Annotated in this window: 28 protein-coding genes; 23 read left to right on the top strand and 5 right to left on the bottom strand. The window is 58.5% G+C overall.

What is annotated here, in order from left to right; translation table 11 throughout:
- Positions 1 to 17: 17 nt before the first annotated feature.
- From AC097P_RS17985 to AC097P_RS17885, 21 genes are all read left to right on the top strand, one after another.
- Complete coding sequence (locus AC097P_RS17985; protein WP_479611804.1) at positions 18 to 509, top strand: hypothetical protein; 492 nt, start codon at positions 18 to 20, stop codon at positions 507 to 509.
- A 76-nt stretch (positions 510 to 585) separates the two neighbouring features.
- Complete coding sequence (locus AC097P_RS17980; protein ID WP_479611803.1) at positions 586 to 978, top strand: hypothetical protein; 393 nt, start codon at positions 586 to 588, stop codon at positions 976 to 978.
- Positions 979 to 991: 13 nt separating this feature from the next.
- Complete coding sequence (locus tag AC097P_RS17975) at positions 992 to 1,609, top strand: hypothetical protein (protein ID WP_479611802.1); 618 nt, start codon at positions 992 to 994, stop codon at positions 1,607 to 1,609.
- A 9-nt stretch (positions 1,610 to 1,618) separates the two neighbouring features.
- Positions 1,619 to 2,248, top strand: coding sequence for a phage adaptor protein (locus AC097P_RS17970; protein ID WP_479611801.1), 630 nt, complete (start codon positions 1,619 to 1,621; stop codon positions 2,246 to 2,248).
- A gap of 11 nt (positions 2,249 to 2,259) precedes the next feature.
- Positions 2,260 to 2,655 (top strand): phage tail fiber protein, encoded by a 396-nt coding sequence (locus AC097P_RS17965; protein ID WP_479611800.1) that lies wholly within the window; start codon positions 2,260 to 2,262, stop codon positions 2,653 to 2,655.
- Complete coding sequence (locus AC097P_RS17960; RefSeq protein WP_479611799.1) at positions 2,655 to 3,149, top strand: hypothetical protein; 495 nt, start codon at positions 2,655 to 2,657, stop codon at positions 3,147 to 3,149. Before AC097P_RS17965 ends, AC097P_RS17960 begins: the two co-directional genes overlap by 1 nt.
- A complete protein-coding gene (locus tag AC097P_RS17955) occupies positions 3,149 to 3,427 on the top strand; it encodes a phage fiber-tail adaptor protein (RefSeq protein WP_479611798.1) in 279 nt (92 codons plus the stop codon). Before AC097P_RS17960 ends, AC097P_RS17955 begins: the two co-directional genes overlap by 1 nt.
- Positions 3,428 to 3,437: 10 nt before the next feature.
- Positions 3,438 to 5,006: a hypothetical protein gene (locus tag AC097P_RS17950; protein WP_479611797.1), complete on the top strand. Its 1,569-nt coding sequence runs from the start codon at positions 3,438 to 3,440 to the stop codon at positions 5,004 to 5,006.
- Positions 5,003 to 5,587, top strand: coding sequence for an SPRY domain-containing protein (locus tag AC097P_RS17945; protein WP_479611796.1), 585 nt, complete (start codon positions 5,003 to 5,005; stop codon positions 5,585 to 5,587). Before AC097P_RS17950 ends, AC097P_RS17945 begins: the two co-directional genes overlap by 4 nt.
- 9 nt (positions 5,588 to 5,596) lie before the next feature.
- On the top strand, positions 5,597 to 6,136 hold the full coding sequence (locus AC097P_RS17940) for a hypothetical protein (protein ID WP_479611795.1): 540 nt from the start codon (positions 5,597 to 5,599) through the stop codon (positions 6,134 to 6,136).
- Positions 6,136 to 6,648 carry a hypothetical protein gene (locus AC097P_RS17935; RefSeq protein WP_479611794.1) on the top strand — a complete coding sequence of 171 codons (513 nt, stop codon included), beginning with the start codon at positions 6,136 to 6,138 and terminating at the stop codon, positions 6,646 to 6,648. The genes AC097P_RS17940 and AC097P_RS17935 overlap by 1 nt, the downstream gene beginning before the upstream one ends.
- The gene (locus AC097P_RS17930) at positions 6,648 to 7,073 is read left to right on the top strand and encodes a hypothetical protein (protein ID WP_479611793.1); all 426 of its coding nucleotides are present in this window, start codon (positions 6,648 to 6,650) and stop codon (positions 7,071 to 7,073) included. Before AC097P_RS17935 ends, AC097P_RS17930 begins: the two co-directional genes overlap by 1 nt.
- The gene (locus AC097P_RS17925; protein ID WP_479611792.1) at positions 7,070 to 7,564 is read left to right on the top strand and encodes a D-Ala-D-Ala carboxypeptidase family metallohydrolase; all 495 of its coding nucleotides are present in this window, start codon (positions 7,070 to 7,072) and stop codon (positions 7,562 to 7,564) included. The genes AC097P_RS17930 and AC097P_RS17925 overlap by 4 nt, the downstream gene beginning before the upstream one ends.
- Positions 7,561 to 8,082 carry a hypothetical protein gene (locus tag AC097P_RS17920; RefSeq protein WP_479611791.1) on the top strand — a complete coding sequence of 174 codons (522 nt, stop codon included), beginning with the start codon at positions 7,561 to 7,563 and terminating at the stop codon, positions 8,080 to 8,082. Before AC097P_RS17925 ends, AC097P_RS17920 begins: the two co-directional genes overlap by 4 nt.
- A gap of 3 nt (positions 8,083 to 8,085) precedes the next feature.
- A complete protein-coding gene (locus AC097P_RS17915) occupies positions 8,086 to 10,560 on the top strand; it encodes a hypothetical protein (RefSeq protein ID WP_479611790.1) in 2,475 nt (824 codons plus the stop codon).
- Positions 10,557 to 10,931, top strand: coding sequence for a hypothetical protein (locus tag AC097P_RS17910; RefSeq protein ID WP_479611789.1), 375 nt, complete (start codon positions 10,557 to 10,559; stop codon positions 10,929 to 10,931). The genes AC097P_RS17915 and AC097P_RS17910 overlap by 4 nt, the downstream gene beginning before the upstream one ends.
- A gap of 30 nt (positions 10,932 to 10,961) precedes the next feature.
- Positions 10,962 to 11,384 carry a GNAT family N-acetyltransferase gene (locus tag AC097P_RS17905; RefSeq protein ID WP_479611788.1) on the top strand — a complete coding sequence of 141 codons (423 nt, stop codon included), beginning with the start codon at positions 10,962 to 10,964 and terminating at the stop codon, positions 11,382 to 11,384.
- Positions 11,368 to 12,228 (top strand): hypothetical protein, encoded by an 861-nt coding sequence (locus AC097P_RS17900; protein ID WP_479611787.1) that lies wholly within the window; start codon positions 11,368 to 11,370, stop codon positions 12,226 to 12,228. The genes AC097P_RS17905 and AC097P_RS17900 overlap by 17 nt, the downstream gene beginning before the upstream one ends.
- A gap of 2 nt (positions 12,229 to 12,230) precedes the next feature.
- Entirely contained in the window at positions 12,231 to 12,974 is a 744-nt protein-coding gene (locus AC097P_RS17895; RefSeq protein ID WP_479611786.1) for a phosphoadenosine phosphosulfate reductase domain-containing protein, read from the top strand.
- A 1-nt stretch (position 12,975) separates the two neighbouring features.
- On the top strand, positions 12,976 to 14,595 hold the full coding sequence (locus tag AC097P_RS17890) for a hypothetical protein (RefSeq protein WP_479611785.1): 1,620 nt from the start codon (positions 12,976 to 12,978) through the stop codon (positions 14,593 to 14,595).
- A gap of 51 nt (positions 14,596 to 14,646) precedes the next feature.
- Positions 14,647 to 22,812, top strand: a complete 8,166-nt coding sequence (locus AC097P_RS17885) for a zeta toxin family protein (protein ID WP_479611784.1) — start codon at positions 14,647 to 14,649, stop codon at positions 22,810 to 22,812.
- On the opposite strand, the gene AC097P_RS17880 is transcribed toward AC097P_RS17885, so the two are convergent.
- The 5 genes from AC097P_RS17880 to AC097P_RS17860 all read right to left on the bottom strand — a co-directional run bounded on the left by AC097P_RS17880 (position 22,813) and on the right by AC097P_RS17860 (position 25,456).
- Positions 22,813 to 23,082 (bottom strand): hypothetical protein, encoded by a 270-nt coding sequence (locus tag AC097P_RS17880; protein ID WP_479611783.1) that lies wholly within the window; start codon positions 23,080 to 23,082, stop codon positions 22,813 to 22,815.
- A 25-nt stretch (positions 23,083 to 23,107) separates the two neighbouring features.
- Complete coding sequence (locus AC097P_RS17875; protein ID WP_479611782.1) at positions 23,108 to 23,491, bottom strand: hypothetical protein; 384 nt, start codon at positions 23,489 to 23,491, stop codon at positions 23,108 to 23,110.
- 369 nt (positions 23,492 to 23,860) lie between these two features.
- Positions 23,861 to 24,325, bottom strand: a complete 465-nt coding sequence (locus AC097P_RS17870) for a hypothetical protein (RefSeq protein ID WP_479611781.1) — start codon at positions 24,323 to 24,325, stop codon at positions 23,861 to 23,863.
- On the bottom strand, positions 24,318 to 24,887 hold the full coding sequence (locus AC097P_RS17865) for a hypothetical protein (RefSeq protein ID WP_479611780.1): 570 nt from the start codon (positions 24,885 to 24,887) through the stop codon (positions 24,318 to 24,320). The genes AC097P_RS17870 and AC097P_RS17865 overlap by 8 nt, the downstream gene beginning before the upstream one ends.
- Before the next feature lie 5 nt (positions 24,888 to 24,892).
- Entirely contained in the window at positions 24,893 to 25,456 is a 564-nt protein-coding gene (locus AC097P_RS17860; RefSeq protein WP_479611779.1) for a hypothetical protein, read from the bottom strand.
- Between the two features lie 119 nt (positions 25,457 to 25,575).
- Here AC097P_RS17860 and AC097P_RS17855 point away from each other — a divergent pair, with 119 nt between their 5' ends.
- Together AC097P_RS17855 and AC097P_RS17850 are read left to right on the top strand one after the other, a co-directional pair.
- The gene (locus tag AC097P_RS17855; protein WP_479611778.1) at positions 25,576 to 25,788 is read left to right on the top strand and encodes a hypothetical protein; all 213 of its coding nucleotides are present in this window, start codon (positions 25,576 to 25,578) and stop codon (positions 25,786 to 25,788) included.
- Positions 25,789 to 26,030: 242 nt separating this feature from the next.
- Positions 26,031 to 26,552 (top strand): PH domain-containing protein, encoded by a 522-nt coding sequence (locus AC097P_RS17850; protein WP_479611777.1) that lies wholly within the window; start codon positions 26,031 to 26,033, stop codon positions 26,550 to 26,552.

The following is a 26,552-nucleotide window of genomic DNA, read 5'->3' as shown; positions in this document are numbered from 1 at the left end:
ACGTAAAGGAGTAAATCATGGCTTTTTCTGCATCTGCACAGGCGTCCAGTGACTTCCTGACTGGCCGCAAGGGTGTCCCCAATGCCGCTGGCATCGAGTTGATTGCCCAGCGCTTCACCATCAACCTGGCGGTCGCCGACTTGGCGGCTGCTGTGATTGGTGCGATTGGCATTTTGCCCGGCGGTCACGTACCAGTGGCCGTCGAATTTGATGCCTCGCAACTGGATTCCAACGGAGCCCCGACGTGGGCCTTCTCCGTGGGCATCCTGAATGCAGCTGGTACCGCTCTGTCGGTCCTTGCTGCCGACGGTGGCGCGGCTTGGGTGACTGGTCAGACGACCGGCCGTACCGCTGGTGGCTCTGCCTCTGGTCCCGTTCCCAGCCGTCCAATGAAAACTGTTGTTCAAAGCGCAACCGGCGATCGGCAAATTGGTCTGTTGGTAACCGGTGCTGCACTCACGCCCGTGGCTGGCGACCTGAGCATGACGCTGTATTACCGCGCGGCTTGATCGGACTTCGTAATCCTTCCTTGGTCAGAAGAGTTCAGGGGGGGCTTTCGCTTCCCCTGTTTTTTTGGAGAGAAACATGAAACTTGAAACTTCCCACAAGCTACGTCTCGACAACACGGTCATCGTCACCGGTTTGAATAATCAGGACTACGTGTTTAAGCCTGACGCCGACGGTATGGTCAGCTGCGAGGTGGACCACAAAGAAACAGTAGCCCATTTGCTGAAATTGGACGGGTTCTACCCAGCTGACGAAGCCGATCACGACCAAGCCGCGGCGCTGATTGAGCAGACTGGCAAAAAAGGTTCCGCTGATTCCGAGGATGACGAAGACGACGAAGACGACGAAGCCGATGGCGACGAGGGTCAGTCGAACCCGGGCGCGCTCCCTATCGAGGCAAACACACCCCCTGCGTCTATCCCCAAGGTCAACAAGACCAAGCCTCCGGCAAAGTCGCCCCGTAGCAAGTAGGGGCTGATGCGCCATGAAGCCCTGGTCGAGTTTCTACCCGGATCTGCTGATGCACGTCCCCGGTTGCCCGGACATCCTGGCCGACCAGGCGTTGTGTCGCGCTAGCCGGGAGTTCTTCCGGCGCACGCGCGCCTGGGTGACGTGGCTTGACCCCATAACCGTTTCCACCAGCACGCTAACGTACGACCTGGACCTGCCACAGGACTCAGTGGTGGTGCGCATCGAGAAATCAACGCTGGACGGCAACAAGTTTGAGGTCCTGTCCTGGCGCGACCTGCCCAAGGACATCACCGTAGATTCTGTGATGCAGGCCGGCGCGACCAGTGAAGACCGCCAAGCCATTAGTTTGACGAAGCCCGGATCTACAGGCCAGATCATTCGCATCCAGGTGTCGCTGATGCCCACTATAGCTGCAGCAGGCATTCCTGATGCGCTGTTTGAGCAGTACATGGAGGACATCGTGCATGGCGCCAAAACTCGCCTGTGGACGACCGAGGGAACAGAGTTTTACCGGCCAACCATGGTGCCATTGGCGAGCGACCAATTTGAGAACGCCGTGAACGTGAAGACGGTTGATGCATGGCGCGGCAGCACCGGCAAGACTCCGCGGGCCCGCTTGCGGCTCTGCTAGGCGATCAAAATGCCAATCGCCGCCTCGAACATCATTTCATCGGCAGTCAACACGCTGCAGGACCCCACCAATGTGCGGTGGACTGTTCCTGAGTTATTGGGCTACCTGACCGAGGGCGTGCGAGCGCTGATCGTGGCCCGGCCGGACGCCCTGAACAAGAAAGCCGCCTTCACTCCAGTGGCTGGTGCGCGCCAAGCGCTACCGGCGGAATGCGTGGTGTTGATCGACATCCTCGGTAACACCGGCGGTTCCCAACGTGCTGTAACCAGGGTTGACATGGCTTTGCTGTCTGCAGTCAACCGGGACTGGCAAAGCGGTAGATCGTCCGCCGTCGTACGTCACTTCACCTACGACGAGCGCGACCCTTTCGTTTTTTACGTCTACCCACCAGGGAGTGGGCAGGGGTCAATTGACCTTCTCTACAGCTATTTCCCTGCTGACTTAGCCGCTGCCAGCGACACCATTCCTCTTAACGCCCAGTGGTTCAGCCCGCTGCTGAATTTTGTGCTGGGAAAAGCCAAGTCAAAAGACGCCGAGTATGGCAACAACGCAGAAGCTGCGACCGCATACATGCAGGCGTTTGCTTCGGGCATCAGCACGCAGCTACAAGCTGCAACAACCGTTTCCCCCAAATCTTGAAGGAGACTTAAATGTCTGGTTTTTCCACCTACCTAAGCCAAAAAATCCTTGCCGCCACACTGGCCAACACGCCGTTTTCGGTGGGGGCCACATACCTGGCGCTGTTCACGTCGGACCCCACTGACAACAACATCACGACCAATGAAGTTGCCGGCGCATGGTACGCCCGCAAGGCCACGGGCACCTGGTCTGTGCCAACTGGCACGGGCAACTCCAGCAGCAACAACAATCAGATTGTTTTCAACGCGGTCACGGGCTCTAGCGTGACCGTGTCGCACTGGGGTATCTACGACGCACTGACCTCGGGCAATCTGATTTATTCCGACTCGATTGGCACTGCCAAGACATTCGGTGTCGGCGACGTACCGACCGTCAATGCAGCAGGCCACACCGTCACGGTGGACTGATGAACACGTCCCAGATCAACGGCGCGGTCATCGGGAATGGGTCGACGGATAGTCGCTCGTTTCTGACACTGGCCACCACAGTACGGGCGATCTCGTCCCTCCTGTTGGTGGCTGTGCGCGCGTTGGGTCTGGCAACGACGGGCCGGGCTACGACCACCTTGATATTGGCTGGCAAGGTCTACTTGACCCTGACAACCACCGCACGGGCGACCACCAGCATATCGCTGCAGGCCCAGACGCCCAACGCCCTCAATGCATTCGGGACCACTGGACGGGCCACGTCTTCGATTGCACTGATCGCCAAGACTCCTATGCAGATGGCCACAACGGGGCGTGCCACGACTGCATTTTTGCTGGGCGGTGTGCGCAAACTGACACTGGCCACCACCGGCAGGGCCACGTCAACGATTGGCTTGACGATTTCAGGGTTTATGGCACCCGACTCCCGGACGATGGCAATCCCCTTTGAAGACCGAACCATGGTGCTGCGCTGATGGACAAGAAATACAAACAATCTGCCGAAACCCTGGACTACGACATCAAGGGTGATGAGTGGCTTGCCGAGGGCGATTACGTCACGGCTGCGACCAGTGTTGTCGCGCCCACCGGGTTGACTATTGTGAGCACGACAGTGTTCATGGCGGGCATGCGCGTCAAGGTGATTTTGTCCGGCGGCACCAATGGCTCCAAATACAAGATCACCACCACGATGACAACCCATGACGGCCTCGTCAAAGAGTTCGATTTCCAAATGATCATCAAAGACATCTGAGGCGTAGACCATGGGCATCCAACTTTACAAAAACAATGCAACCGGCACGCTGAACGGGTCGATTTCCGTCGGCGCCGTCACACTCAATTTGGCCGCGGGACAGGGCAGTCGATTTCCGTCCCCTTCGGGAGGCGACTACTTCCTACTTACCCTTTACGAAAAAAACAGCGGCGGCGCCGAAATTACTTATGAGGTTGTCTCCTGTACCGCGCGCACCGCGGACTCGCTGACGATCAGCCGCGACTATGAGGGCTTGGTGGTAGCCGCAGGCGGCACTTCGGGAGGATGGGCCTACCCATCGGCAGTTGGTATTAATCCATCGGGCGTGGTCTACGTGGAAATGCGGGCTACCGCGTACCTGTTTGGCAACAACCTGACCAAGGACGGAAATCTGGCAGGGCTGAACAACGTGGCCACCGCCCGCACCAACCTGGGCGCAGAGGCATCGGCCAACAAGAATGCAACGGCCGGCTATGCGGGTCTGTCTGGCTTTGCCCTGCAGCTTAAAAACGCAGCCAACACTTTTACCAACCTGCTGAGCAACACCACCACGGCAGCACGCGCTTGGGCCTGGCCAGACAAGGACGGCACGATCGCCATGACTAGCGATGTTCACGACGCAACTGCCAAGACCCCGGTGGATGCCGATGAGCTGGGAATCATGGACAGTGCCGCGAGCTGGGTTGTCAAGAAAGTCACGCTGACCAACTTCAAAGCGTTTCTGAAAACCTACTTTGACACGCTGTACGGCGCCATAGCCGGCTCCGCCAGTATCGTGACCGTGGGCACCGTGACCGCCGGGTCCTGGGCTGCGACCGTGGTCGCCGGTCAATACGGCGGCACGGGCGTGAACAACACTGGCAAGACCATCACCCTGGGTGGCAACTTGACCACCAGCGGTGCGTTTGCCACCACGTTCACGATGCCGGGGGCCTATAACTACAGCTTTCCGAATGGCACAGATACGCTGGCAGCACTTGGCACTGCCCAGACATTCACCAAGGCGCAGCGCGGTGCATTTGCCACGCTGACAGACGCCGTGACAGTGGCCGTCGACCTGAGCCTGTCCAACCAGTTCAATCTGGTACTGGGCGGCAACCGCACTCTCGGTGTTCCCACCAACGCAGTTGCAGGGCAGCAGGGGCTGATCAATATCTGGCAAGACGTAACCGGCACCCGCACCCTGGCCTATAGCTGGTTTTGGGGTTGGGCTGGCGGTACCGCGGGCACGTTGTCCACGGCCGGCGGCACCAAGGACATGCTGGCGTACAGCGTGGACTATTACGACACCGGGACGTTCACCGTAACCATCGCCACACCAGGGGTGTTTACAAGGAACGCACACGGCTACATCAGTGGCCAGAAGTGTCAGCTCAGCACTACCGGCGCACTGCCCACCGGGCTTGCTGCAGCGACCACGTATTTTGTGCGGGTGGTCGACGCCAACACGTTCAACCTCTGCACAACCCTGGCCAATGTGGCGGCAGGCACGTACATCGCCACCAGCGGCACGCAGAGCGGCGTGCACACCATCATTTGCGGCAGCGGCACCTTGGCGCTGAGTAAGGCCACGCCATGAGCGTAATTGGTCGGGTCACTCCATTTTTGAAGGCCGGTGTTGCTTTGATGTACGCAACTTGGGCATCGTCACCGGTCGGACCGTCAACCGTTTTAAGCAATGGGAACCTCACTGTGTCGAATGCGGGTTCGTCGGTTAACAACGCACGTTCGACAATTTCAAAGTCCTCTGGGAAGTGGTTTTGGGAAGTGACCATTGGCGCGGCCGGCGGGGTTGCGCAAGTTATCGGAATAGCCAATAGCGGGTGGGACCCGACGAGCGCTATTTATTGCGGCTCCGACATAAATTCCTTGGGTTACTACGGGGCAAACGGCCAGAAATACACGGGCGGGTCGTCAGCAGCCTATGGCGGCACTTTTACAACCGGCGACGTTATCGGCGTAGCAATGGATCTGGATACAGGAACGTTGGCTTTTTACAAGAACGGAGTTAGTCAAGGGGTTGCCTTTTCTGGCCTGTCGGGTACGTTTTATGCAGGCATAGGCGACTACATCAACCCGGACGTAACCACTACAAATTTTGGAGCGAGTTCTTTTGCCTACGCCGTACCTTCCGGCTTTAACGCAGGTCTTTACCAATAAGGATGCACCATGCAATGGATCGACCCTCAAAGCCGCATCATCGGCGAGAACGAAACCTACACGGCAGCGAACGGCACGGCGTACCCCGGCTGGAATAAGGACAACATCCCCGGCCTGTCTCGCTACACACCTCCCGCGCCCACGGCACCTGAACTGGCCGCGCAACTCATTACCGCCAAAGCCCAAGCCTTGCTACGGCTGGACGCCGAAGTGGACGCAATCTACGGTGCTGTGCTGGGCAATCGCGCCAGCGAATACAACCTGGCGGCAGACGATGCCAAGGCATTCAAGGCGGCAGGCTACGGCGGCACCGTCCCAGCCAGTGTGCAGAGCTGGGCTACCGCAAAAAACTGGACCCCAACGCAAGCCGCTGACGACATTCTTGCAACCACTGCCCAGTGGGTAGGCGCACGCGACGCAATTCGCGCCAACCGCCTGGCACGCAAAGAGCAGGCGCGCGCGGCAACAGACGCAGCTGGGCTATCCGCAGCGCTGGCAGCTTGGGCGGGCTTTGCTACCTACATCCGCAGTCAACTGGGGATCTCTTGATGGACTACGCACACATCCGCGACCGCATCAAAACCGGCGACATGTTGTTGTGGCGTGACCATGCCGGCGGTCCCCTGCGGGGCGTTGTTGAACGCTGGGTTGTTCGACACAGCACAGCCGACCCCCACACCCACGTGGGCGTGGCCTTGACCTGGTTTGGCCGCGTCTGGGTTATGGACATCACAACCAAAGGGTGTGCGCCACGGCTGCTGTCCAAGTGTGGCGATTTTGACTGGGCACCTGCACCTAAACCTCTGTCGGACAAGGCAATTGCTTACGCGTTTGCATGTTTTGGTGAATGGGTCTATTCCCGCTGGCAGGCCATTCTTGGCAAGCTGAAACGCCTCACCATCGGCGCCGACGCCAAGGGCCAATGCGCCGAATTTGCACTGGCAGTTTGGATGCAGGATGGCATGGCTCCCACAGATGAGGCAACGCCCGGAGCCTGCGCCACTGGTGCCTTGGCCACTTGGGGCAGCACCCTGATGACCATCAAAAACGGAGAGCCATGATGTCGCAGCAAAGCCGTCGCAGCGCGGACCACAAAATTCTTAACATCGAGACCATGATCGCTGAAGAAAACGATCCGCGCCAGCGTGCGTTTTTGATAGTGCTCAACAGTATCAACAACAACCTGATCGCCAACACCGCAGTAACGGCAGAGACCGCCGACAAACTGGACGAGCACCTTAATCACTACGAAAAACACACCATAGAAGAGGCGGCGCTGATCAACAAGGGTATCGGTGCCTGGCGCGTCGTGGCCTGGGCATCAGGAGTGGCACAAGTGGTGCTGATCGCGTGCGGCACATTTTTGATCAATGACCTGCGTGACATCCATAGCGACCTGCGAGCGCAGCTGCTTGTGAATACCAAAGTGGAAAGCAAGCTGGACTCTCTGAACGGCCGCGTCATGATTTTGGAGGATAAAAAGTGAACCTGTCACCCCATTTCACACTGGCCGAGTTGACTGACAGCCAGACCGCTGCGCGCAACGGAATCAGCAACGACCCGCCGCTTGAAGTGGTCGCCAACCTCAAGCAACTGGCTGCAGGTTTGGAGCAGGTCCGTGTGGTGCTCAACGCAAACGCGATCGTCGTGTCCAGCGGCTACCGCAGCGAAGCACTGGAGCGGGTGATCTGCGCGGGTGCCTTCAAAACGTGGTGCGCCAATCGCGCGCTACCCGCTGATGACAAATCGTGGGCACTGTATTTCGCCGCCAAGGACCACCCAAAGGGCCAAGCCGCTGACATCAAGTCACCTGGATTTGGGCCGCCAGAGCGGGTGATGCGAACCCTCTTCAACAGCGGCATCGCTTACGACCAGCTGATCCTGGAGTTTGAGCAGTGGGTTCACATCAGCTTTTCTGACAAAAACCGCCGCCAGGCGCTGGTCATCGACACACACGGCACAAGGAGCTATACATGAACGACTGGCTGAACACCCTCAAGGCACTTGCCCCCACCGTTGCCACAGCATTGGGCGGCCCCCTGGCCGGCGCGGCGGTATCTGCAATCGGCGCGGCCTTGGGCGTACCCGAGCCCACGCGAGAGAGCATTGCCAACCTGTTCAAGGACGGGCAGCTGACGCAAGAGCACCTGGCCGAAATCCGCAAACTGGAGCTGCAGTTCCAGAACGACGAGAAGGAGCGCGGTTTCCGCTACGCCGAGCTGGAGTTCAAGAACCAGGACAGCGCCCGGCAGATGCAGATTGCCACCCAGAGCCGGATGCCGGCGGTGCTCACCATCATGGTCACGATCGGGTTTTTCTTCATTCTGTCGCAGCTGTTCTTCCACCCTGAGCTGAAGGGCAACGAGATTGTCATGGTGATGGTCGGCCAGCTGTCGGCCGTTTGGGCAGGCTGTGTTGCTTTCTACACCGGCACCACGTTTGGAAGCGCCAATAAAAACGCTCTGCTTGCGGCGGCAGTTCCACCAAAGGGATAAACCGTGGCCGTCATCAAGTTGATAAGTATGGGGGGGGTGTTTCCCTCGGTCGCGGCGCGCGCGCTGCCCGACAACGCCGCTCAGAAGGCAAACAACCTTCTGGCACGAACCACAGAGTTTCGGCCGTTGCAAACCGATGTGGCAGTAGCTGTCTCGTCAGTGACCAACCCGAAGACACTGTACCGTAGAGCGCGGGATGCTAATGGCGCATTCACCAGCGATATGACCATCAACTGGATGACTAGCCTGGCGGAGGTGAACTACGTCAAGGGCCAGATCAACGATGACGCCAAAGAACGAACCTATTACACCTTTGCGGACGGGTCTGCACCGCCGCGGGTAATGGACGCGACAGGCGCAGATAAGCCCCTCGGGGTTCCTGCCCCGACCACAGCCCCAACGGGGCAGGTTCAAGCTGTCTACAGTTACTCTCCGGAGGCTAGAGCCGCTGAGCTTGCAGCCGCACTGGAAAAGGCTGTTGAAATAGTGCGCGCAAATTCAGCACTCACGTGGCTGGGCGCTAAATTTGGAACACTTGATCACCCGGGAAACACTACACCGGGATACATGGATATATACGATCCAGACCACCCGACCAATCCTAACCATGCCAACGTTTATCGCGTGTTTGCGGTTTCTGGGCCAAATTCGACAACAGTCACAAACTCCTATGCGTCCAATGTTTTGACGGCACAGGCGAATCCGCAGCCGGTTGTTGCAGGAATTGACCCATACCTTGGAGTCTTTGATCCACGCTTGGGCGCGGTGTACGCGCAGATGAGTGGCCCATATGGCAGCACCCCTTGGGCAGCGCCAAACCAGTACGTTATTGCAGTCCCCTTTTGCGTGTACGGACGAACCTATGACTTTGACATTACCGTTGTAAAGAATGCGTTGGCAGCGATCAAAATGCCGGGGACAAACGGCACGCGGCAGTTGTTTACAGATGCGCAATCAATTGCATTTTTAACGGCATTGAAAGCCGAGTGCGGTCCAACCAGCCCGAGAATTCTGACTCTCAGATCAGCGCTTGACGGGTGCGCCAACCAGTTTCATACATCGCTAGACAGTGGCAGTTTGTCCAGCATCAACTATGTAGTCGACAAGCAGGCCGAATTGCGCGAGCTTTCCGAGGCAATAGGAAACGAGTTTGAAAAAATATACAAAGAATTGCCCGATAGATTTGACAAGTTTTACCTGACAAATGGGATTGATGGCGTCGTGCCTCCCGGCGTCCCCAGGATCGTTGAAGATCGTTTTTATGTCGTGACGTACGTAACTACATGGGGTGAAGAGAGCGCGCCCAGCCCCGTTAGCCAGATGGCTGAGTTGGATCAGAACGACACCGTAACAGGAAGCGCGCCAAATCCGCCCCCTGGTTACGGTATCGACAAATATCGCTACTACCGAACCAATACTGGCAATGCCGGTGCTGCGTTCCAATTTGTTGGAGAGGTCGCATTTTCAGCAGCGAGTCTGGCCGGCACCGGTCAAACTTCGGTGCTGGACGACAAGAAATCGGTGGAGTTGGGCGAAGTCTGCCCCACGCTGACCTGGCTTGCACCACCGTATCGTATGGACGCCAACCGGGCACCCAAGGGCGCAAATCCTTACCTGCGCGGCTTGGTTGGCATGGCCAACGGCGTGATGGCCGGATTCTTCGATAACACGGTGTGTTTCTGCGAAAGCTACATCCCCTATGCCTGGCCATTTGAGTACCAGATCACTACGGCATTTCCCATTCTGGCGCTCGGCGCCTTTGGACAGACTGCGGTCGTGTTTCACACGGGGGGCGTGGATTACATAGGCGGCACCGATGCGGCCAGCATGGCGCACGACAAAGATGTCAGCCTTTTTGCGCTCGCCTCGCGGCGCTCCATCGCCAACTCGAAGGAAGGTGTGTGCTACGCCTCCAACAATGGGATCTGCATTGCGACACGTGGCGGCGTGCAACTCCTGACCGAGGCCCATTGGGTGCACGAGGACTGGCAGAAGCTGAATCCCAGTTCCATCGTGGGCGCCATCCATGAGGCAACCTACTTTTTCACTTACGACAACGGCACGCCGGGGTGCTACGCGCTGCACATCGATAGCGGTAAGCTGGTCAAGATCGATGTAACCTGTTCTGCGCTGTACACCGACATCCAGACCGACCGACTCTACGCCGTACAGGGCAACACCATCCAGGCGCTGTTTTCTGGCGCATCCCATCGGCTGGGGACGTACCGCAGCAAGATTGCCGTCCTGCCCAAGCAAACCGCGTTCGCATGGCTGGCTATCGAAAGCGACTATGAGGCGCCCATCACCGTGCGCTGGTATGGCGATGGCGCGCTGGTCCACACGGTCGCAGTGACCAGCCGCCGACCGGTGCGCCTGCCGCCCGGTGAGTATTTGGAACACGAGATTGAGGTGGAGTCCACCGCGCGCTGGACGGCATTGACAATCGCCAGCAGTACATCGGAGTTGCAGCAGGTATGAGCAACCCCCGAAACGTCAATCAGGTGCTGCAGAGCGCTGTGGCGACTTCCCCTGCCAAGTTGCCGGCGATACCGGTATACCGCGGCACGGACAAGGTGCTGAACGACGCGCTTGCGGCGCACAAGGAGCGCGCCGAGGTGCGGGAAGGCAGTCGCGGCAACCCGTTCGAGCGGGTGGCTACCTATCGGGACCTGGACGACCTTGGTGTCACGCGCACCAAACCTGCCGATTGCCGGGTAAATGAGTTGCGTGGGATCATCGCACAGACCAAGGCTGGCGAGTTTGTTCTAGTGAGCGTTGACGATCTGATGAAGGCCATTGCAGAACGCAATGCGACCGCAAACGGCAACAACTTCGCAGGCGGTGAGTAACCGTGGCAAGCATGGCAGCATGCCCAGGCCATGCGATACGACCTTGAATTCAACCTGAAAGCGGTGTTGCCGTTCATGCACACCCACATCCCAGGGTTTGTCGAATCGGCTGATATGACCGCTATTGGCCTGCGTCGCGATGGCGAATTGGTGGCCGGGTCAGTCTACGAAGGATTCAACGGTCGCAACATTTGGGTGCACCTTGCCGCGGTACCGGGCAGAAACTGGCTGAATAGACGGTATCTCTACGCGGCTTTCGCCTACGTTTTTGTGCAACTTGGGTGCGCCCGACTGAGTGGCTATGTGAACGCCAGCAACCTAGAGGCTCGCCGCTTTGATGAGCACATCGGCTTTAAGGAAGAAACGCGCCTGAAAGGCGCAGCCCCGGACGGTGGCGACGTGATTTTGTATGTGATGTGGCGAAAGGACTGCCAATATGTTGATTCCCAGTAAGCACAGCGGCTACCGCTGCGGAAAGCGCCTGTACCCGGGCGGCAAAGGTGGCGGGGGCGGTGCGGCCACGCCACCCCCGGACCCAGCGCTGATCCAAGCACAGATCAGGTCCATGGGGATTCAGGACGAGTCAATCCGGAAAATCATGGAAAACTCGGACCTGCTGGCGCCCTTGCAAAAGGAGACGATGCAGTTCGGACTGGATAGCTCAAAAAAAGCCTACGAACAATCGCAGGAAGACCGAAGCTGGATGCTGGCACGGCGAGGTGTCTTGACCCAAATGCAGGACAAGCAGGTAGCGGATGCTAAGGCGTTCAGCACCGAAGAGCGCCAAAACGAACTTGCTGGCCAAGCCGGGGCCGACGTTGAGCAGGCATACAACGGCGCCCAGGCGGGTCAGACTCGCAATCTCGCCCGCATGGGAGTGTCACCAGACAGCGGCCGTGCGCTGGCCATGGCCAATCAGACTGATATTGCTAAAGCGGATGCGAGCGTAGGCGCACGTATGAAGACCCGGGCGCAGGGGAGAGCGGAAGGCTTGGCTATGACCGACCGTGCGGCTAATGCGCTGGCCGGTTATCCAGCCATGGGCATGCAGGCTACCGGCAATGGTGCGGGCTTTGGCGCCAACGGCCTGACGATTGCCAACACTGGTCTGACAGGCCTTAATTCGGGGTCGATGTCGGCGGCAGGTATTGCTGGCCAGATGGGGACCAATGCTGCCGGCATGTACGGCCAGATGGGCAACGTCCACAACAGCGCAAATCAAAACGCGAACAACTCCAGCAACGGAATGATGGGCATGATCGGCACCATTGGTGGCGCCGCGCTTACGGTGTTCTAGCCATGATCGAATCGCTGCTCCAACAAGCGAAGAATCCCATCCTGTTTGTTTCAGGGGGCAAAGACTCGCTGGCGACATTGCTGCTGTTGCGACCGTATTGGCACCGCCTACAAGTCGTGTGGGCAAACCCTGGCGCGCCACACTTTGAAACGCAGGAGTACATGCGATACATCGCCGGTTGGGTGCCCAACTTTGTAGAAGTCAATGGCAACCAGCCGGCATGGGTACGAGCCCATGGCTGGCCGGTTGATGTGGTGCCCATCCGGGCCTCGGTTGCTGGTCAAGTGGGGGCAGGGCCAGCGGACATTAAATTTCAGTCGTATACCGACTGCTGCTGGGCAAACATGAATAGGCCGATGTTTGACCACGTGCGGGCCCAAGGGTCTACGTTGGTCATCATGGGCCAGCGTCGCGACGAGAAGTTGCGCAACCGTCTGCGCGACGACCTACTACAGACCGTGGAAGGCGTGCAGTACTACCAGCCCATCAACGACTGGTCGACCACCCAGGTTCTGGACTACATCCAATCGCAGGGCGAGCGTTTGCCACCGTTCTACGAGCAGGGTGCGGAGAGTTCGGCCGACTGCTGGAATTGCACAGCATTCCTGGACCATAACGCCGCGCGCATCGGATACCTCAAAGCGCACCAGCCCGAAAAGTATGCGGTCATTGAGACAGTGCTGTCCTCGCTGGCCTCCAAGCTGACGCAGGAAACCGCGCCATTGTTCAAAATTCTAGGGGACTGAAATGGGTAAATGGGATTCACTGGTTCAGGGCTACAGCCTCGGCCGTCAGATGGTGCACGACTACCGCGATGCGACAAAAAAGAGCGAGATTTCCGACCTTGCCAAGGAAGCGGAAACTCCGACGTACACCGAAGGCCAAGGGCAGGAGCTAGAAGCCATCGCCAACGCGAAGGATGCGGACGGCAATGCCTATTACAAGGTCGATGCCGCGCCGGACGGTAGTTACTCTGTCACCCCAAATTTTGCGGGCCCGGACGGGGGCGCCGCTGCGCCCGCCAAGATCGCCGCCGGTGGCACCTCCTACCTGGGCAAGACCTACGACAAGCCCCTGACGGACACGCAGCGCAGTTCTGCCAAACAGTTGGCTATGGCTGGCATCATGGATAAGCACGGCGACATTGAGGGCGGTATGCGATTCCGGGACGCAGCCCTGCGCCTGCAGAAAGACGAAAAGGCCGATAACCAGAACGATCAACGGTTTGCCTGGGACAAGTCGCGCAACGAGCGCGACATTCGACAGGGCGACCAAGCAGAGAAGGACCAGCAGACCATTCGGGACGTGGACACTCAGACGGCCGACTGGTTCAAGAGCAAGCTGGCCAACCCTGACGGCACCCAGCGTGCTGCCACCATTGACGACCACTTGGCAGCAAGTCAGTTCCGTGCTGGCGCGCTGACCCAGGCTGGCAAAGTCGCCGAGGCCGGCAAGGTGATGGCGGACCACAACTCCCAGTCCATGATCAAGATTCAGTTAGAGGGCGCCCAGCGCGACCAGGATCTGGGCAAGACTGCCGCGGCGCTCAATGCTGGAGACTTGGGCGCGGTCAAAGATTTCTACAACAAGTATGTTCCCGACGGGGCACACGTCACCAACGTGACGCGCGGGGCTAATGGGCAAATCAGCATAGAGCGCCAGACCCTGGACGGTCAGAAGATGCCGCCCACCGTGTTGAAGGACACCGGTCAGATGGTTGCTGCCCTGGCGTCGTTCAAAGACCCCATGGCGCTGTACCAATGGAGTCAGAACGAGTTTCGCAACAATCTGGCGCTGCGGCAGGACAGCCGCGAGGGTGCGCGCCTGGGCATCGCGGCAGATGCTGCCAGCACGGCCAAGAAGGACACCGAGGCGCTGCGCAACGCTGGGGTGGCCTACGAGCAAGCCCGCCAGAGCGGTGACAACGAAGGCATGAAGGCTGCGACCCTGGCCCTGATCAAGGCCGGCGGCACGTCACCTGGTGCCGCCAACCAGCACGCGCCCGCCGAGGTCAAGCTGGCTCAAGCCATGGTGCAGGCCGGCATGGCGCCTGACATGCGCACCGGCTTGGAAATGGCAATCTCCAAAAAGGGCATGTCTGGTGACGAGATTCACAACGGGTTTGTGAGCGCTGGCATTAAGAACATGAGTTCTGCTGCCGACTCGGTGGCAAAGGCTGACGAGGCAATGAAGGCCATGGGCTACACAAAATCCAATGGCCGCTGGTCCGCCAGTTCGAGTGCCGCAGCGAGTAAGCCGGTGGGCGAGTTTGGATCTGCGGCTGACGTGGAAGCTGCTGCCAAGGCTGGGAAGATCAAACCCGGTGATCGCGTCATCGTCGGAGGAAAGCCCGCCACCTGGAAGTAATGCGTGGCAAGCATGGCAACCTGCTCGCAGTTAAATTCTGCGGGGTTTCCCATGCCATTGGTCTTTGATGACGACTCCAGTCCCACGGGGGGGCACCTTGTTTTTGACGATGAGCAACCCAAGCAGGATGTAGGGTTCATTCAGCGCATCAAGGAATTCGGTACGCGATTCGTTGATAACGAAGTTGCGGGCATTGAAGCGCGAGGCAAGCGCAAGCGCCAGGAAGAATACGACCGCGCTAACGCCTTTGGTGCTGCTCAGATAGCCTCCCAGTCCCACGGATTCAACGACGCCGAGCGCGCGCAGCAGGCCGCAGCAGCCGCCTCCCAGGAAAAGTACAGTTCATCTGCTGGTGGTCGCGTGGCTGACGCCATTGGCGGCGGTGTGGACCTGTCTCGTGACCTGGGGCTAGGAGTGGTCAAGGGTGGAGCCAATACCTTCGTCAAGCTGCCATTGGCTGTGAGCGGGGTGGTTGAAGACCTGACGGGTTCCCGCCAGACTATGGAGGGGCTAGGCTACCGATCCAAGGATGCACTTGGTGCGGTTGACCAGTTTGGCAAGTGGCTTGATTCCCTCAAGAGCGATTCAGGGCAGACGCGCGACCGGAAATTCGACGCGACCAAGGGCGTTATCGACACGCTGGGGGAAATGGGCGCGAACCCGACCATGATCATGGACAAGGTTTCCGAGTCACTGGTTGGCATCGGAGTAATCGGAAAAACTGCAGGCGCCGCCGTAGAGCAGGCGATGCCCATGCTGGCGGCACGTGCCAAGGCCGCGGGGCTGGTAGGACAAGCCGCTGATGACTACATCATTGCTGCTGCTACGAAGATTGCACAGGTCGCCGCTCCGGTGTCTGAGGGCGTGCAGTCTGGATTGGATGTAGCCGGGACAGCTCAAGAGGCTGGGCGCACCATTGATCAATACGGCCCTGCCGCGCTTGCTGCTGGGGTGGGTACAGCGGTCATCGGCATGGGCGCCAACAAGGTGGGTGCCAAAGCCGGAATCGGAGATATTGAAACAGACATTGCCTTGCGTGGCACGGGGTCAACCGCGGCGAAGTCCGGCGCCGGTGGAGCGGCCGAGCGCATTCTGAAAGAAGGTGCAAAGGAAGGTCTCCTTGAGGAATTGCCGCAGTCGATAGCGGAGTCATCTGCTGAAAACGTGGCCATGGGTCGGCCGTGGGACCAGGGCCTTGGAAAGTCCGCCGTTACTGGGGCCGTCACCGGTGCTGGCATGGGTGGTGGGCATGCTGCGCTGACTCGACACGGCCAGCAACCTGCACAACCGAGTGCCGCTGCTCCGACTCCAGTAAGTCCGATCGTACCCGCCGAAAGTTCGCAAAAAGCACCGCTAGCCCCCGTGGAAAGCGCGCAAGTAGCTACAAATTCTGTAGCAACAACAGACACTACAGCCGCCGAAAAGGCCCTGCATACCCAGGTGGAGCTGACCACCTTGGACCGCGTAAATGCGTTGGACAAGCGTACTGCCGAGTTGCGCGACCGAGAAACAGAGCTGAGCGACAAAAACGGTTATGGCCCGATGTTCGACCAGGAGCGCCAAGAGGTAGCCGCCCAACGCGCTGAACTGGAGCAGGAAAAGCAGGCGCTGACCAAGGACTGGCCCAAGGCCATCGAGGGCAAGGAATCCAGCTTCTCCACCGAGGCGGGCGCCCGGGTCGATGCTAAGTATGCGCTGATGGACGCCGCCGACCTGGTGACATCCCACGATGAAGGCCTGCGCAAGAACCCGGCATATCCGCCCGAACTGCAGCCACGGGCCCGCGACCGTGCGGCATCCGAAATGCAGGTATCGGGCATCGTGCAGAAGATGGACCCGGCCAGGCTGGGCCTGTCGGCCGACGCGTCCAATGGTGCCCCCATCGTGGGCGCTGATGGCTTGGTCGAGTCGGGCAATGCCCGTACCATCGCCTTGAAGCGTGTGTACCAGGCCAACGGCCAGCGCGCGGTTGATTACAAGCAGTTTCTGCGGGACAACGCCGACCAGTTCGGCATCACCCCCGAATCTGTGGACAACATGCAAAAGCCGGTGCTGGTGCGCATCCGCACGACACCAGTAAACCGCGCCGAGTTTGCGCGCCAGGCCAATGCCTCAACCGTAGCCCAGATGTCGCCCAGCGAGCAGGCCAAGTCCGACGCCAGCCGCATCGAGTCCATGGAAGACCTGACGCCGGACGATAACGGCGACTTTGCCAATGTCGCCTCCAAGCCCTTCGTGCGGCGTTTCATGGCCCGCCTGCCGGCCACCGAGCAGGCCGGCATGATCGACGCCACGGGCAACCTGTCCACGGCTGGCTATGCGCGCGTGCGCAATGCGGTGCTGGCCAAGGCCTACGGCGACTCGCCCGTGCTGGCCCGCATGACGGAAAGCATGGACGACAACCTGCGCAACGTCAGCAAGGCCCTGGTGCTGGCCGCGCCCAAGGTAGCCCAGATGCGTGAGGCCGTGGGCGCTGGCACGCGGTTTGACGCCGACATCACGCCCGACCTGATGAGCGCCGTTGAGGAACTGTCGCGCCTCAAGGAATCCGGCACGTCGGTCGAGGACGCGCTGGCCCAGGCCGGCATGTTCGGCGACGACACGCCCGCCGAGGCTCGCGTGCTGCTCAAGTTCCTCGCCGACAACCTGCGCCGGCCGCGCCGGATTGCCGAGTTCATCACCAACTACATGGATGCCCTGGATGCTGCTGGTGACCCTAACCAGGGCTCGCTGCTGGGTGAGGTCGAAGCCCCGGCCAAACAGGATTTACTCAAAGCTGCTGAAAGGAGCACCCCAAATGGTGATCGACAAGGTAACGGACTCGCCGCGACTGCCGAAGACCCCGAGCGGCCAGTCGCTGCAGAAGACCCGAAACATGGTGCTGAAGCTCAAGGGCAACAAGCAGATGCGTCAGGCGATCAAGTCAGCCCTGGCAGCGATGGGCCTGCCGGAGAAAGCAGTACCGGACAGCGCACAGAACAAAATCCCGGCCGCGCCGTAGCGGCACCCGGTGGCTGGGCTGCATTCCCAAAGGATTCCGGCACGCTGGGTATCCCACGTAGTCAGATGCCACAAATCAGCCAGGCGCACCGTGGTGCATTGGTCAACTTTCTGGAAGCCCGCGGCATCACCAACGCCCGCGATGAAGTCGATGCCGACTCCTTGAAGGCAACCCAGGCGGAATATGCGCCCGCCAAGGTGCAGCGCTTTGCTGATTGGGCGGAAGGGCGAAATAGGGCGGTGCTGGTGTCCAGCGATGGCTATGTGCTGGATGGTCACCACCAGTGGATGGCTAAGCTCGCCAACGGTGAAAAGGTAACGGTCATACGCTTTGATGTCCCCATACGCAAGCTGTTGGCAGAGGTAGCCGAGTTCCCGAGTGTGACGTCTTCGGATGGCGCCACTTCGGACAATCCCGCGGCCACAGCGAAGCGGATGGCAACGATTGACGGCCAGAAGATCGATATTGACGCCCCATCGTTTGGGCTGGAGCAATGGCCTAAAAAGCTGGGGTCCTCCGACCCGCTGATGACACATACCAACACCAAGAATACGGTGACTATTGACGGTGAGGAAATGCCCCGGGCTGATATGGCGCGAGCCATCGAGGACCAGTATTTCGAAAACGCTGTGCCGGTAAAGGGGCGCAAACCCATAGCCTACGTTATGGGCGGTGGTGGGGCATCGGGCAAGGGTTTTGTCAAAAAGGGTTTGATCAATAGCGGGGAGATTGCCCCTGTTGGTGCTGTCACGCTGGACCCGGACGAAATCAAAAACAGCATTCCCGAATATCGGGCTATTGTCGATGCGGGCGACTCGCGCGCTGCGAGCGTGGTCCACGAGGAGTCTAGCGCCATTGCAAAGCAGGTTTTGAAGCGGGCGGTCGATGGCAAATACGACCTCGTTTATGACGTGACGCTGGGCAACCCTGAGAAGGGGGTCAAAATGCTGCAGGGTTTGAAAGACGCAGGGTACGATGTTCGACTGATTGGAGTCACCATTGACCCTCCGGTGGCAGTGCTGCGCGCGGACAAACGCGCTCGGCACAGCGGCCGCTACGTGCCAACGGCTGACCTGCTTGCCGCACACAAGGGTTTCATGGCCGGGTTTGACCAGTACCAGCGCATTGCTGACCGCGTGTCGCTGTATGAGAACAGTGGCGAGTCTCCGGTACTTGTTGCACAATCGAAGACATCCGGTGGCCTTGACATTTTATCCGAAAAAGGTTACAGTGACATTAAGGAAAGGGCAGGGTCGATCAATGACAAAGCCGACACAATTGCACAAGCCAGTCCCTCTGTCAGAGTGGACGGATTCCGTACAGAAGGCGATAGCCAGCACGGACTGGAAGGCGGTACTGGCGGAGCAAACCGAGTACGAGAAACAAAGCGTGGCCCGGGGCAAAGCCCGAATGGACGCAGCAATGGCAGCCTTCAAGAAAAAGAAGGCGGAAGCTCTGAAAGAGCAGCAAACAAGGGCAATCCTGAGCATGTAGCTCCAAGCGCTGAGACTGTCCGACGCACACCGGAACAGGCCGCTAACGAAAACATCCCGGAAGACGAGCGCTCAAGACTGAGCCGCGGCACCGGCAACGGCATGGAATTGCAGGCGCTCCAGGCGGTTGCCGACAAGATCAAGCGCAACATGCCAAACATGCCAGCCGTGCACGTGCTGGCGACCCCCAAAGAAGCCCCCCAGGCCCTGCGCGACTACATCCACAAGCAGGGAGCTGAAAACGACGTTGACGGCGCGCTGCACAAGGGCGAGCTGTACCTGTTCGCGTCGGGGATGTCGGACGCCCTGCGCGCGGAGCACGTGCTGGCCGAGCATGAAGCCGCCCACTTTGGCCTGCGCGCCATCCTTGGCGATTCGCTCAAGACCACCATGTTGATGGTCTACAACAACAATACCTATATTCGCCAGTTGGCGACCGAGTTGCAAAGCCGCGGCAAGTTGTCCAACGCCGAAGCTACCGAAGAGGCTATTGTTGATATTCCCTCGGCACGCCTGGTCAAGCTGCAGGGCTGGCGCAAGCTGGTGGTGAAAGTGCGCGATTGGCTCGACAGCCATGGTCATGAAAAGATGGCCGCGAAGCTAGGCGACTGGCTCAACGGCAATCTGGACGACCAGCAGCGTGCGGATCTGTTCGTGGCTGACCTGGTGCGGTCGGCCCGAGACTACATTGCCGGTAAGCGCGAGGGGCGGTTTAATGTGACCACAGGCACCATGCTGTCCGGCACTCTGGCCGAAGATGTTGTCAAGCAGGAAAAGTGGCTTCTTGCCGAGGCAAAGGCCAGGGGGTACAAGAACATCGACCAGCTTGCGGAAAAGGATTACCCGCTGTTTGAGAGACTGGCTGCGCTCTGGCGCGCTAAGCACCCAGCCGTGAACGGTGTGATGCTGTCGCGTGCCGCACCGCAGGAATCCGCTGCTGAGCGTGCGGAGAAAATCATCCAGAAGAAGGCTGCTACAGCGACGCCACTGGACATTGTGGCCCATGCGCTGACCAAGGTAACTGGCTTAGAGAAGCTGACCAGTTCGATTTACAACGGGGATGCGATTCGCCTGATGGACAGCATGCTGCCCGCGCCGCTGAAACTGATGCCAAAGATTGATGCAGTAGGGAATTCAGCTTTTGGTGAGACGGTTCGCGCTGGCTTGGTGGCCGACTACGGAGTGCCCGAGGCTGTAATCGATCAGCGTGCGCTGATGCAGGGGCGCCAGCGCGTCCAACTGCGCAAGGCCGGGGCCCTGGTGGAAAAACTCTCCACGCTGACGCGGGCAGAGTCTCGCGTTGCGTATCAATGGCTGAACGAGACGGACCCCAAGCAAATCTACTCCATGATGCAGAACCTGCCCGAGGAATCGGTGAAGGTGCTTATGGAAGTACAGACCATGATCGACAAGCTGTCGCGCGAGGCGGTGCGCATGGGGCAGCTGACACCCGAGGCCTACGAGCGCAGCAAGTTTGCCTATCTGCGTCGGTCATACGAGAAATACACCCTTGCGCAAACCCCAGCAGAAAAGGCCTCGCGCGGCCGGGCTATCTCCCTGCTGGGCGAGCAGTACAAGGGCCGGGGGCTGACCGAAGCCGCCACCATGCAGCAGATTCAGTCCAGTGCCCCAGAGTGGTGGGAGCGCAAGACGGTGGCGGGCAAGGCCGACACGGCGCTCAAAGGCCAAAAGCTGGTGCGGCTGGAGCGCCGCGGGCCGGCAGGCGATCGCGTGGGCACTCTGCCTGGTGTGGAGCCAAGCCAGCAACCCGGCAAGCTGCGCGAGGTGAACTACTACCCGGCCGACGAAAAGCTGCCGGAAAAGTACGCCGATTGGGACAAGGGCGCCACCTTCGAGGTGCGCGACGTGAAGGGCGACAAGGCCATTCTGTGGCGCGACTTCACCAAGGACGAGCGCGAAAAAATGGGCGAAATTGACGAGGCCCGGTTTGCTATTGCCAAGACCCTGCATGGCATGATCCACGACGTGGAGGTGGGCCGCTACCTGGAGTGGCTGGCCCACACCCAAGCCAAGAAAGAGGGCGAGACCATACCCGGCACTGTGGTGGATGCGTCGGAGCGCTACAAAGACACTTTCGCGCCCGGCACCTGGGTGCGCGTGCCAGACACTAAGATCCCCGGCACCTCGGTGCAGAAATACGGCACGCTGGCCGGACGTTACCTGCCGGGGCCGGTGTGGAACGACCTACGCCAGACCGTGAACGGCCAGTTCAAGCCATTCGGAGACACCTACTCCAAGCTGCTGAGCTGGTGGAAGACTTCCAAAACGGCGCTTTCGCCCGCGGTCCACACCAACAACATCATGTCCAATTTCGTGATGGCCGACTGGCACGATGTGACCGCTGGCCACACCGCCAAGGCGCTGCGCATCCTGATGGGTTCGCACGGCATGGATGGCAAAGGTGCGCTGGGCAAGATCGGTAACAAGATTGCCGGTGCTATTGGCTCCGAAGACCGGGAGGCGGCGCGCGAGATTGTGACCCGCTACCAGGACTCGGGCGGCGACATCGGCTCGTGGGCTACTAACGAGATTGCCAAAAGCCAGATCGACCCCATGCTGGAGGCCATGGAAAAGGAGTTGGCTGCGACCAAGGGCCACTCCACCCAGGCCCAGGCCGGTGTCTATCAGGCGCTACAGCACGCGCTGATGCTGCGCTTCCCCAGCGCCCTGGAAGCGTGGAAGCAATCCAAGCCTGGTAAGGTCATCGGCACCGAGGCCAGCACCGTGCTGGAGCTCTACCAGTCCGAGGATGAGGTGTTCCGGCTGGCCGCTTGGCTCAAGGCCAAGGAAGAGGGAAAGACCGACATGGAGGCCGGCAAAATCGCCCGGCGTGCATTCATGGACTACAACATCAACGCGCCGTGGGTGCAGGCCATGCGCAACTCGGTGCTGCCGTTTGTGAGCTACACCTACCGCGCGGTGCCCATGATGCTGGAAACTGCCGCCAAGAAGCCCCACAAGTTGCTAAAACTGATGGCCATTGCTGGCGCGCTGAATGCCTTCGGCGCACTCATGGCAGGCGGTGGTGATGACGACAAGGAGCGCAAACTGCTGCCCGAAGAAAAGGCCGGACGGATCTGGGGCATGGTGCCCAAGATGCTGCGCATGCCTTGGAACGACCCCAACGGCTCGCCCGTGTTTCTGGACATCCGGCGATTTATACCGGTTGGCGACGTATTCGATGTGGGGCAGGGCCACTCGGCCGTCCCTCTGTTGCCAGCCCTGCAGCCTGGTGGACCGCTGGCGATCTTTGGTGAGCTGGTGCTGAACAAACAGCAGTTCACCGGCAAGCCCATTACGCTCGAAACTGACACCCCGCTGCAGAAGACCACCAAGGTGCTGGACTACCTGTACAAGGCCGCAATGCCCAACGTGCTGGGCCTGCCGAACACCTATGCGTGGACAAATGTTGAGAATGCGCACAAAGGGAAAACAGATGGGTTCGGAAGAGAGCAGTCAGTTGCACAAGCTGTAGCTTCCTCCTTTGGCGTGAAGCTGGGTAGCTATCCGGCCGACGTACTGGCGAAAAACCTGCATGGGCAGGCCAAGGCCAAGGTGATGGAAATCGACAAGAACATTAGCGGGCTCAAGCGCCAGCGTCAGGTGAATGGGATCAGCGCGGAAGAGTTTGAATCCAAGGTCAGGACCGAGCAGGAAAAGAAGGCCAGGGTCCTGCAAGAGCTAGCAGAAAAACTCAATTGATCACCGTGCCTCGGTATCAATGACTTTCATCTTAGGTTGAGTGCAGGCCATTGAGCTTGTAGCTCCTTTGACGTGCAACATACAGGTGTTGACTTCAAATCCATAGCCATCTGCTGGTGATTCGATGACGTACACCCGTCCATCCTCGTTGGGGAGCTGCAATGTTGTCTGTAGTCGGGTTTCCGGGGGCGTCGGCGTCTTTCGAGGTGCCTTTTCCTGCTGGCATGCCGTGAGAAGAAGAATCACCAGCGCTGCGGGGATGCGCTTCATATCAGTAGTGGCTTCGTATACATCATCAGAATAACTTTTCAACTTTGGTGCATTGGCCTGACCTTGATAATTTTAGTATGTACGACATCCATGTGAATTGCATGGTGTATCGGTTGACCCGTAGCGTTGTGGCTAGGATTCTCTGCCCATCAGCATCAACGTAGCCATCTGCGATCAGCATCGGGCCGGCTTCTCGGTAGGGTTTTACCGTACCAAATGAATCGGTTAGCGTCTTTTCTTTTGGATTTATATATATGTCAGTGAGCCCATCGGGTTCATTTGGCGATGGACATTTTATGTAGATAGAAGATTCTGGCTCGGGCTGCTGCTTGGTGTTCTTGGTTTGTGCGTTTACTGTGTTTGCCATCGTTATGCTGATGATGGCAAGCACAAGTGTAGTGAGGTTCATGGCGAGCAATTCCTAAGAATGGATGTCGCGATGTTAAATCACTCCCGAGCCGGAATAGAAAGGCCAACGAAAGTTGGCTTTTCTATTGGCGGTTTTGCTGATCCCATCGAACAGCGCCCTCAATGAAGACGCTGAACGCTGTTTACAGCCCCTGCCTTTCCGGACCTCGCCGCAGCTCACCCTGCCATAACCAGCCTCAGATAGCCGCGCCACAGTTCCATTTGATGCTACTGCATCCCCAAGGGCCGCACGCGACACTTGAGGCTGTTTACAGCCCATACCGGATCATGCCGGACCAAACCACGGCTAACCGAGTCAAGCCCCAGCCCAAATTCACAAACCATTACTAACGCTTGCTTTGCAGCCGCGCTATCGGAGTGCCTTTTTTGTCATCCCCCTCAACATTGATATTTTTGTCATGGCGTCAATGTGCTCCAGCCGCTGCGCGTCTGTCAGTTCCTCCGAGCGAAGGTGCTTTAAGCGTTGCCCAACGGTTCGGAAAGTCTTTCTGGCATCGCGCTCAAACTCCTTTGTTGCGTGTGCGGTCTGCTCAGATGGTGAAACCCATCGGAACCCTTCTCCACGCACCGATTCAAGGCACACCTGGTGCTGGGTCAGTAGCTCGGTCTTGAACGCCTCAATGTTGGCCAGCCATGCGAACTGGCGAGCCCGGAATGCAGAAGCGGTCAACCGTTCACCATCTTCAATGGTCAACATGCCGAAGTGTGACTCAAGCCAGTCGTGCGGTACCAGATCACCATATTTGAACTCTGCAAGGAAGTCCTTTACTGCCTGACGCCAGGCTGGGAAAAGCGCAATGTGTTGGTCAGACATATGACACCTCGAAACGGCCGAAGCGGGGCCGGTATTCGCACACGCCAATCAATGCCCCAGCATCATCAATTGCTTTTTTGGCCTCTTCGAGATTGATGACCTCGGTATTGATGTGGACGGTCAACTCTGCCGCCCAATTTAAGAATATGGGCCGGTAGCGCATGATTTTGGCTGTTCCAACTTTGACACCACGGCAATCTACATTTGATGGGCTGCTCCACAATGCAACTGGTGTGCTTGGTCCGTCCTGCAGCAGCTTGACCCGGTTTTCCAAAACTAGGGCTCCACGCTTCCAGTGCACGCCCATCTTCTGGAGCTTGGCGCCAGCCCAAAAGGTAGCATCGAAATTCTGTCCTGGTATGAAGAACCCATCATCGGCAGACCAGTAGCATCCAGCGATGAACTCTGATTGAGCAATCGCAAGGTGATCCTCGTCGGTTTTTTTACGCTTGCCGGTCAATTCCTTGTGCGCGCGTGTCTCAGGTGCCAAAGGGTTTGCTAACTTATCGCTGTGCATCATCAGCGGTGATGTGCCAACGATCTTGAGTCGAATCTGGTCCATGATTTTTAATTCTCCGTGAGGGTTTTTGAGCCTGCAGCCATGCTCACGACCGCCTGGCCGACAGTGCGAGCCAGGAAGTCGAAAAATCCTGCGTCTTGCCGCCGTACCAAGTTCGCAGCAATGGTCAGGCGCACACGACCATCGGCCATGCGGTAGGTGCGTTTGTAGTCTGGATTGCAGCGACTGGTGCTTGTCTTGCAGCCGGTATTTTGTTGTGGTAGTTCGCTGGCTTGCAGCAGGCCGCTATCGATCAAGGCCTGATCGTTGGCCTCAAAGACCAAGACAGGGCCGCTGTGAAAGTAAGGATTAGCAGAAACGGGGGCAAGAATACTAGCCATGATGGCCTCCAGGTTTTTTGATAAACCTGCCATCACCGCTTCCAAACGATGGTGGCAGACTGTGCGGGGTTGGAAGACCGGACCTGGGACCGGCGCACCTTTCGGTGCCCCCGCACAGCCCGCCGTAACTAGCTGTGCGTAACGCAATAAAAAAGCCGCTTCCAAAGTTGGCGCGGCTTCAATTTGCGCCAGGTTTCCGGGCTTCCAAACCCGTGTTGAGAATTTTCCCAACGCTCTGAATTTATCATAAATGATCTCGTTCGTGGAAGAATATCATTAAATATCCGTTTAAGGTTATTGTGGATGCGAAATTTGCATTCAAAATCAATCTCTATTAACGGGAGATAACGATGTTCAAAGCTCTGATCGTGGCTGCTGCGCTGTGTATTGCAGCGATGCCGGCCGTCGCCGCATCCAGCCATTCGGTGCGCGGCCACACCACAAAAAAAGGCACCTACGTGAAGCCCGCACGGGCCACCAATCCCAACAAATCCAAGACCGACAATTATTCACACAAGGGAAATGTGAACCCGGCCACGGGCAAAAAAGGCACCAAAAAGTGACTGAAAAATCAGGAACGATGGTCTTGAAAGCGAGCAAAAAGCCCCGGTTATTTTGCAAACTTATTCCGGTTAATGGCCTGCTAGCCCGCGTGGTTGCTGGCGTTGATACGGAGATTGTGATTCCTGTTGTCGTGGGTTCGAGCCCCATCAGCCACCCCAAGTGATACAAGAAAAGCCTGCTATTGATTCAATAGCAGGCTTTTTTCTTTGTGCAGCTTCCACGTCCGCGTAAGGAGAGACCTATGAGCGATGACGCCACCAAAGCCTGTCCGGTTTGTGCCGAAACCATCAAGGCTGCCGCCATCAAGTGTCGGTTTTGCAATACCGACCTGCTGGTTTTTGCCGCAGCCAAAGAGGCGGAGGCTGAACGGGTGTTGTTTGAGGGTCACCCCGCGGTTGTCTTCTCGATGTGGCAATGGCTGGTGGTTGTTTGCACCTTGGGGCTTGCCTACATCTACTATTGGGTGCAGGGTTTGTCGACCCGCTATGAAATCACGAGCCAGCGGGTTCGGGTTGAGCGCGGCCTACTGTCCAAATCCAAGGAAAGCGTGGAGCTATTCCGTATTGACCACTTTGATGTTCTCAAACCCTTGGGTATGCGCTTGGTGGGCCACTGCCTGCTGCAATTGCGTTCCAGCGACACCAACTTTTCAACGGTTGTGATTTTTGGCGTCCCCGAGTTGGAGGCGCTGGCTGACACGCTGCGCGAATGCTCTTTGAGAGAGCGCTCCAGAAGGCGGGTGACGACTCTGGTACAGGCCTGA

Source organism: Rhodoferax sp. ZS1R8, from assembly GCF_056521325.1.
The sequence above is the reverse complement of the archived record's forward strand: the minus strand, read 5'-3'. Positions and strand labels throughout refer to the sequence as shown.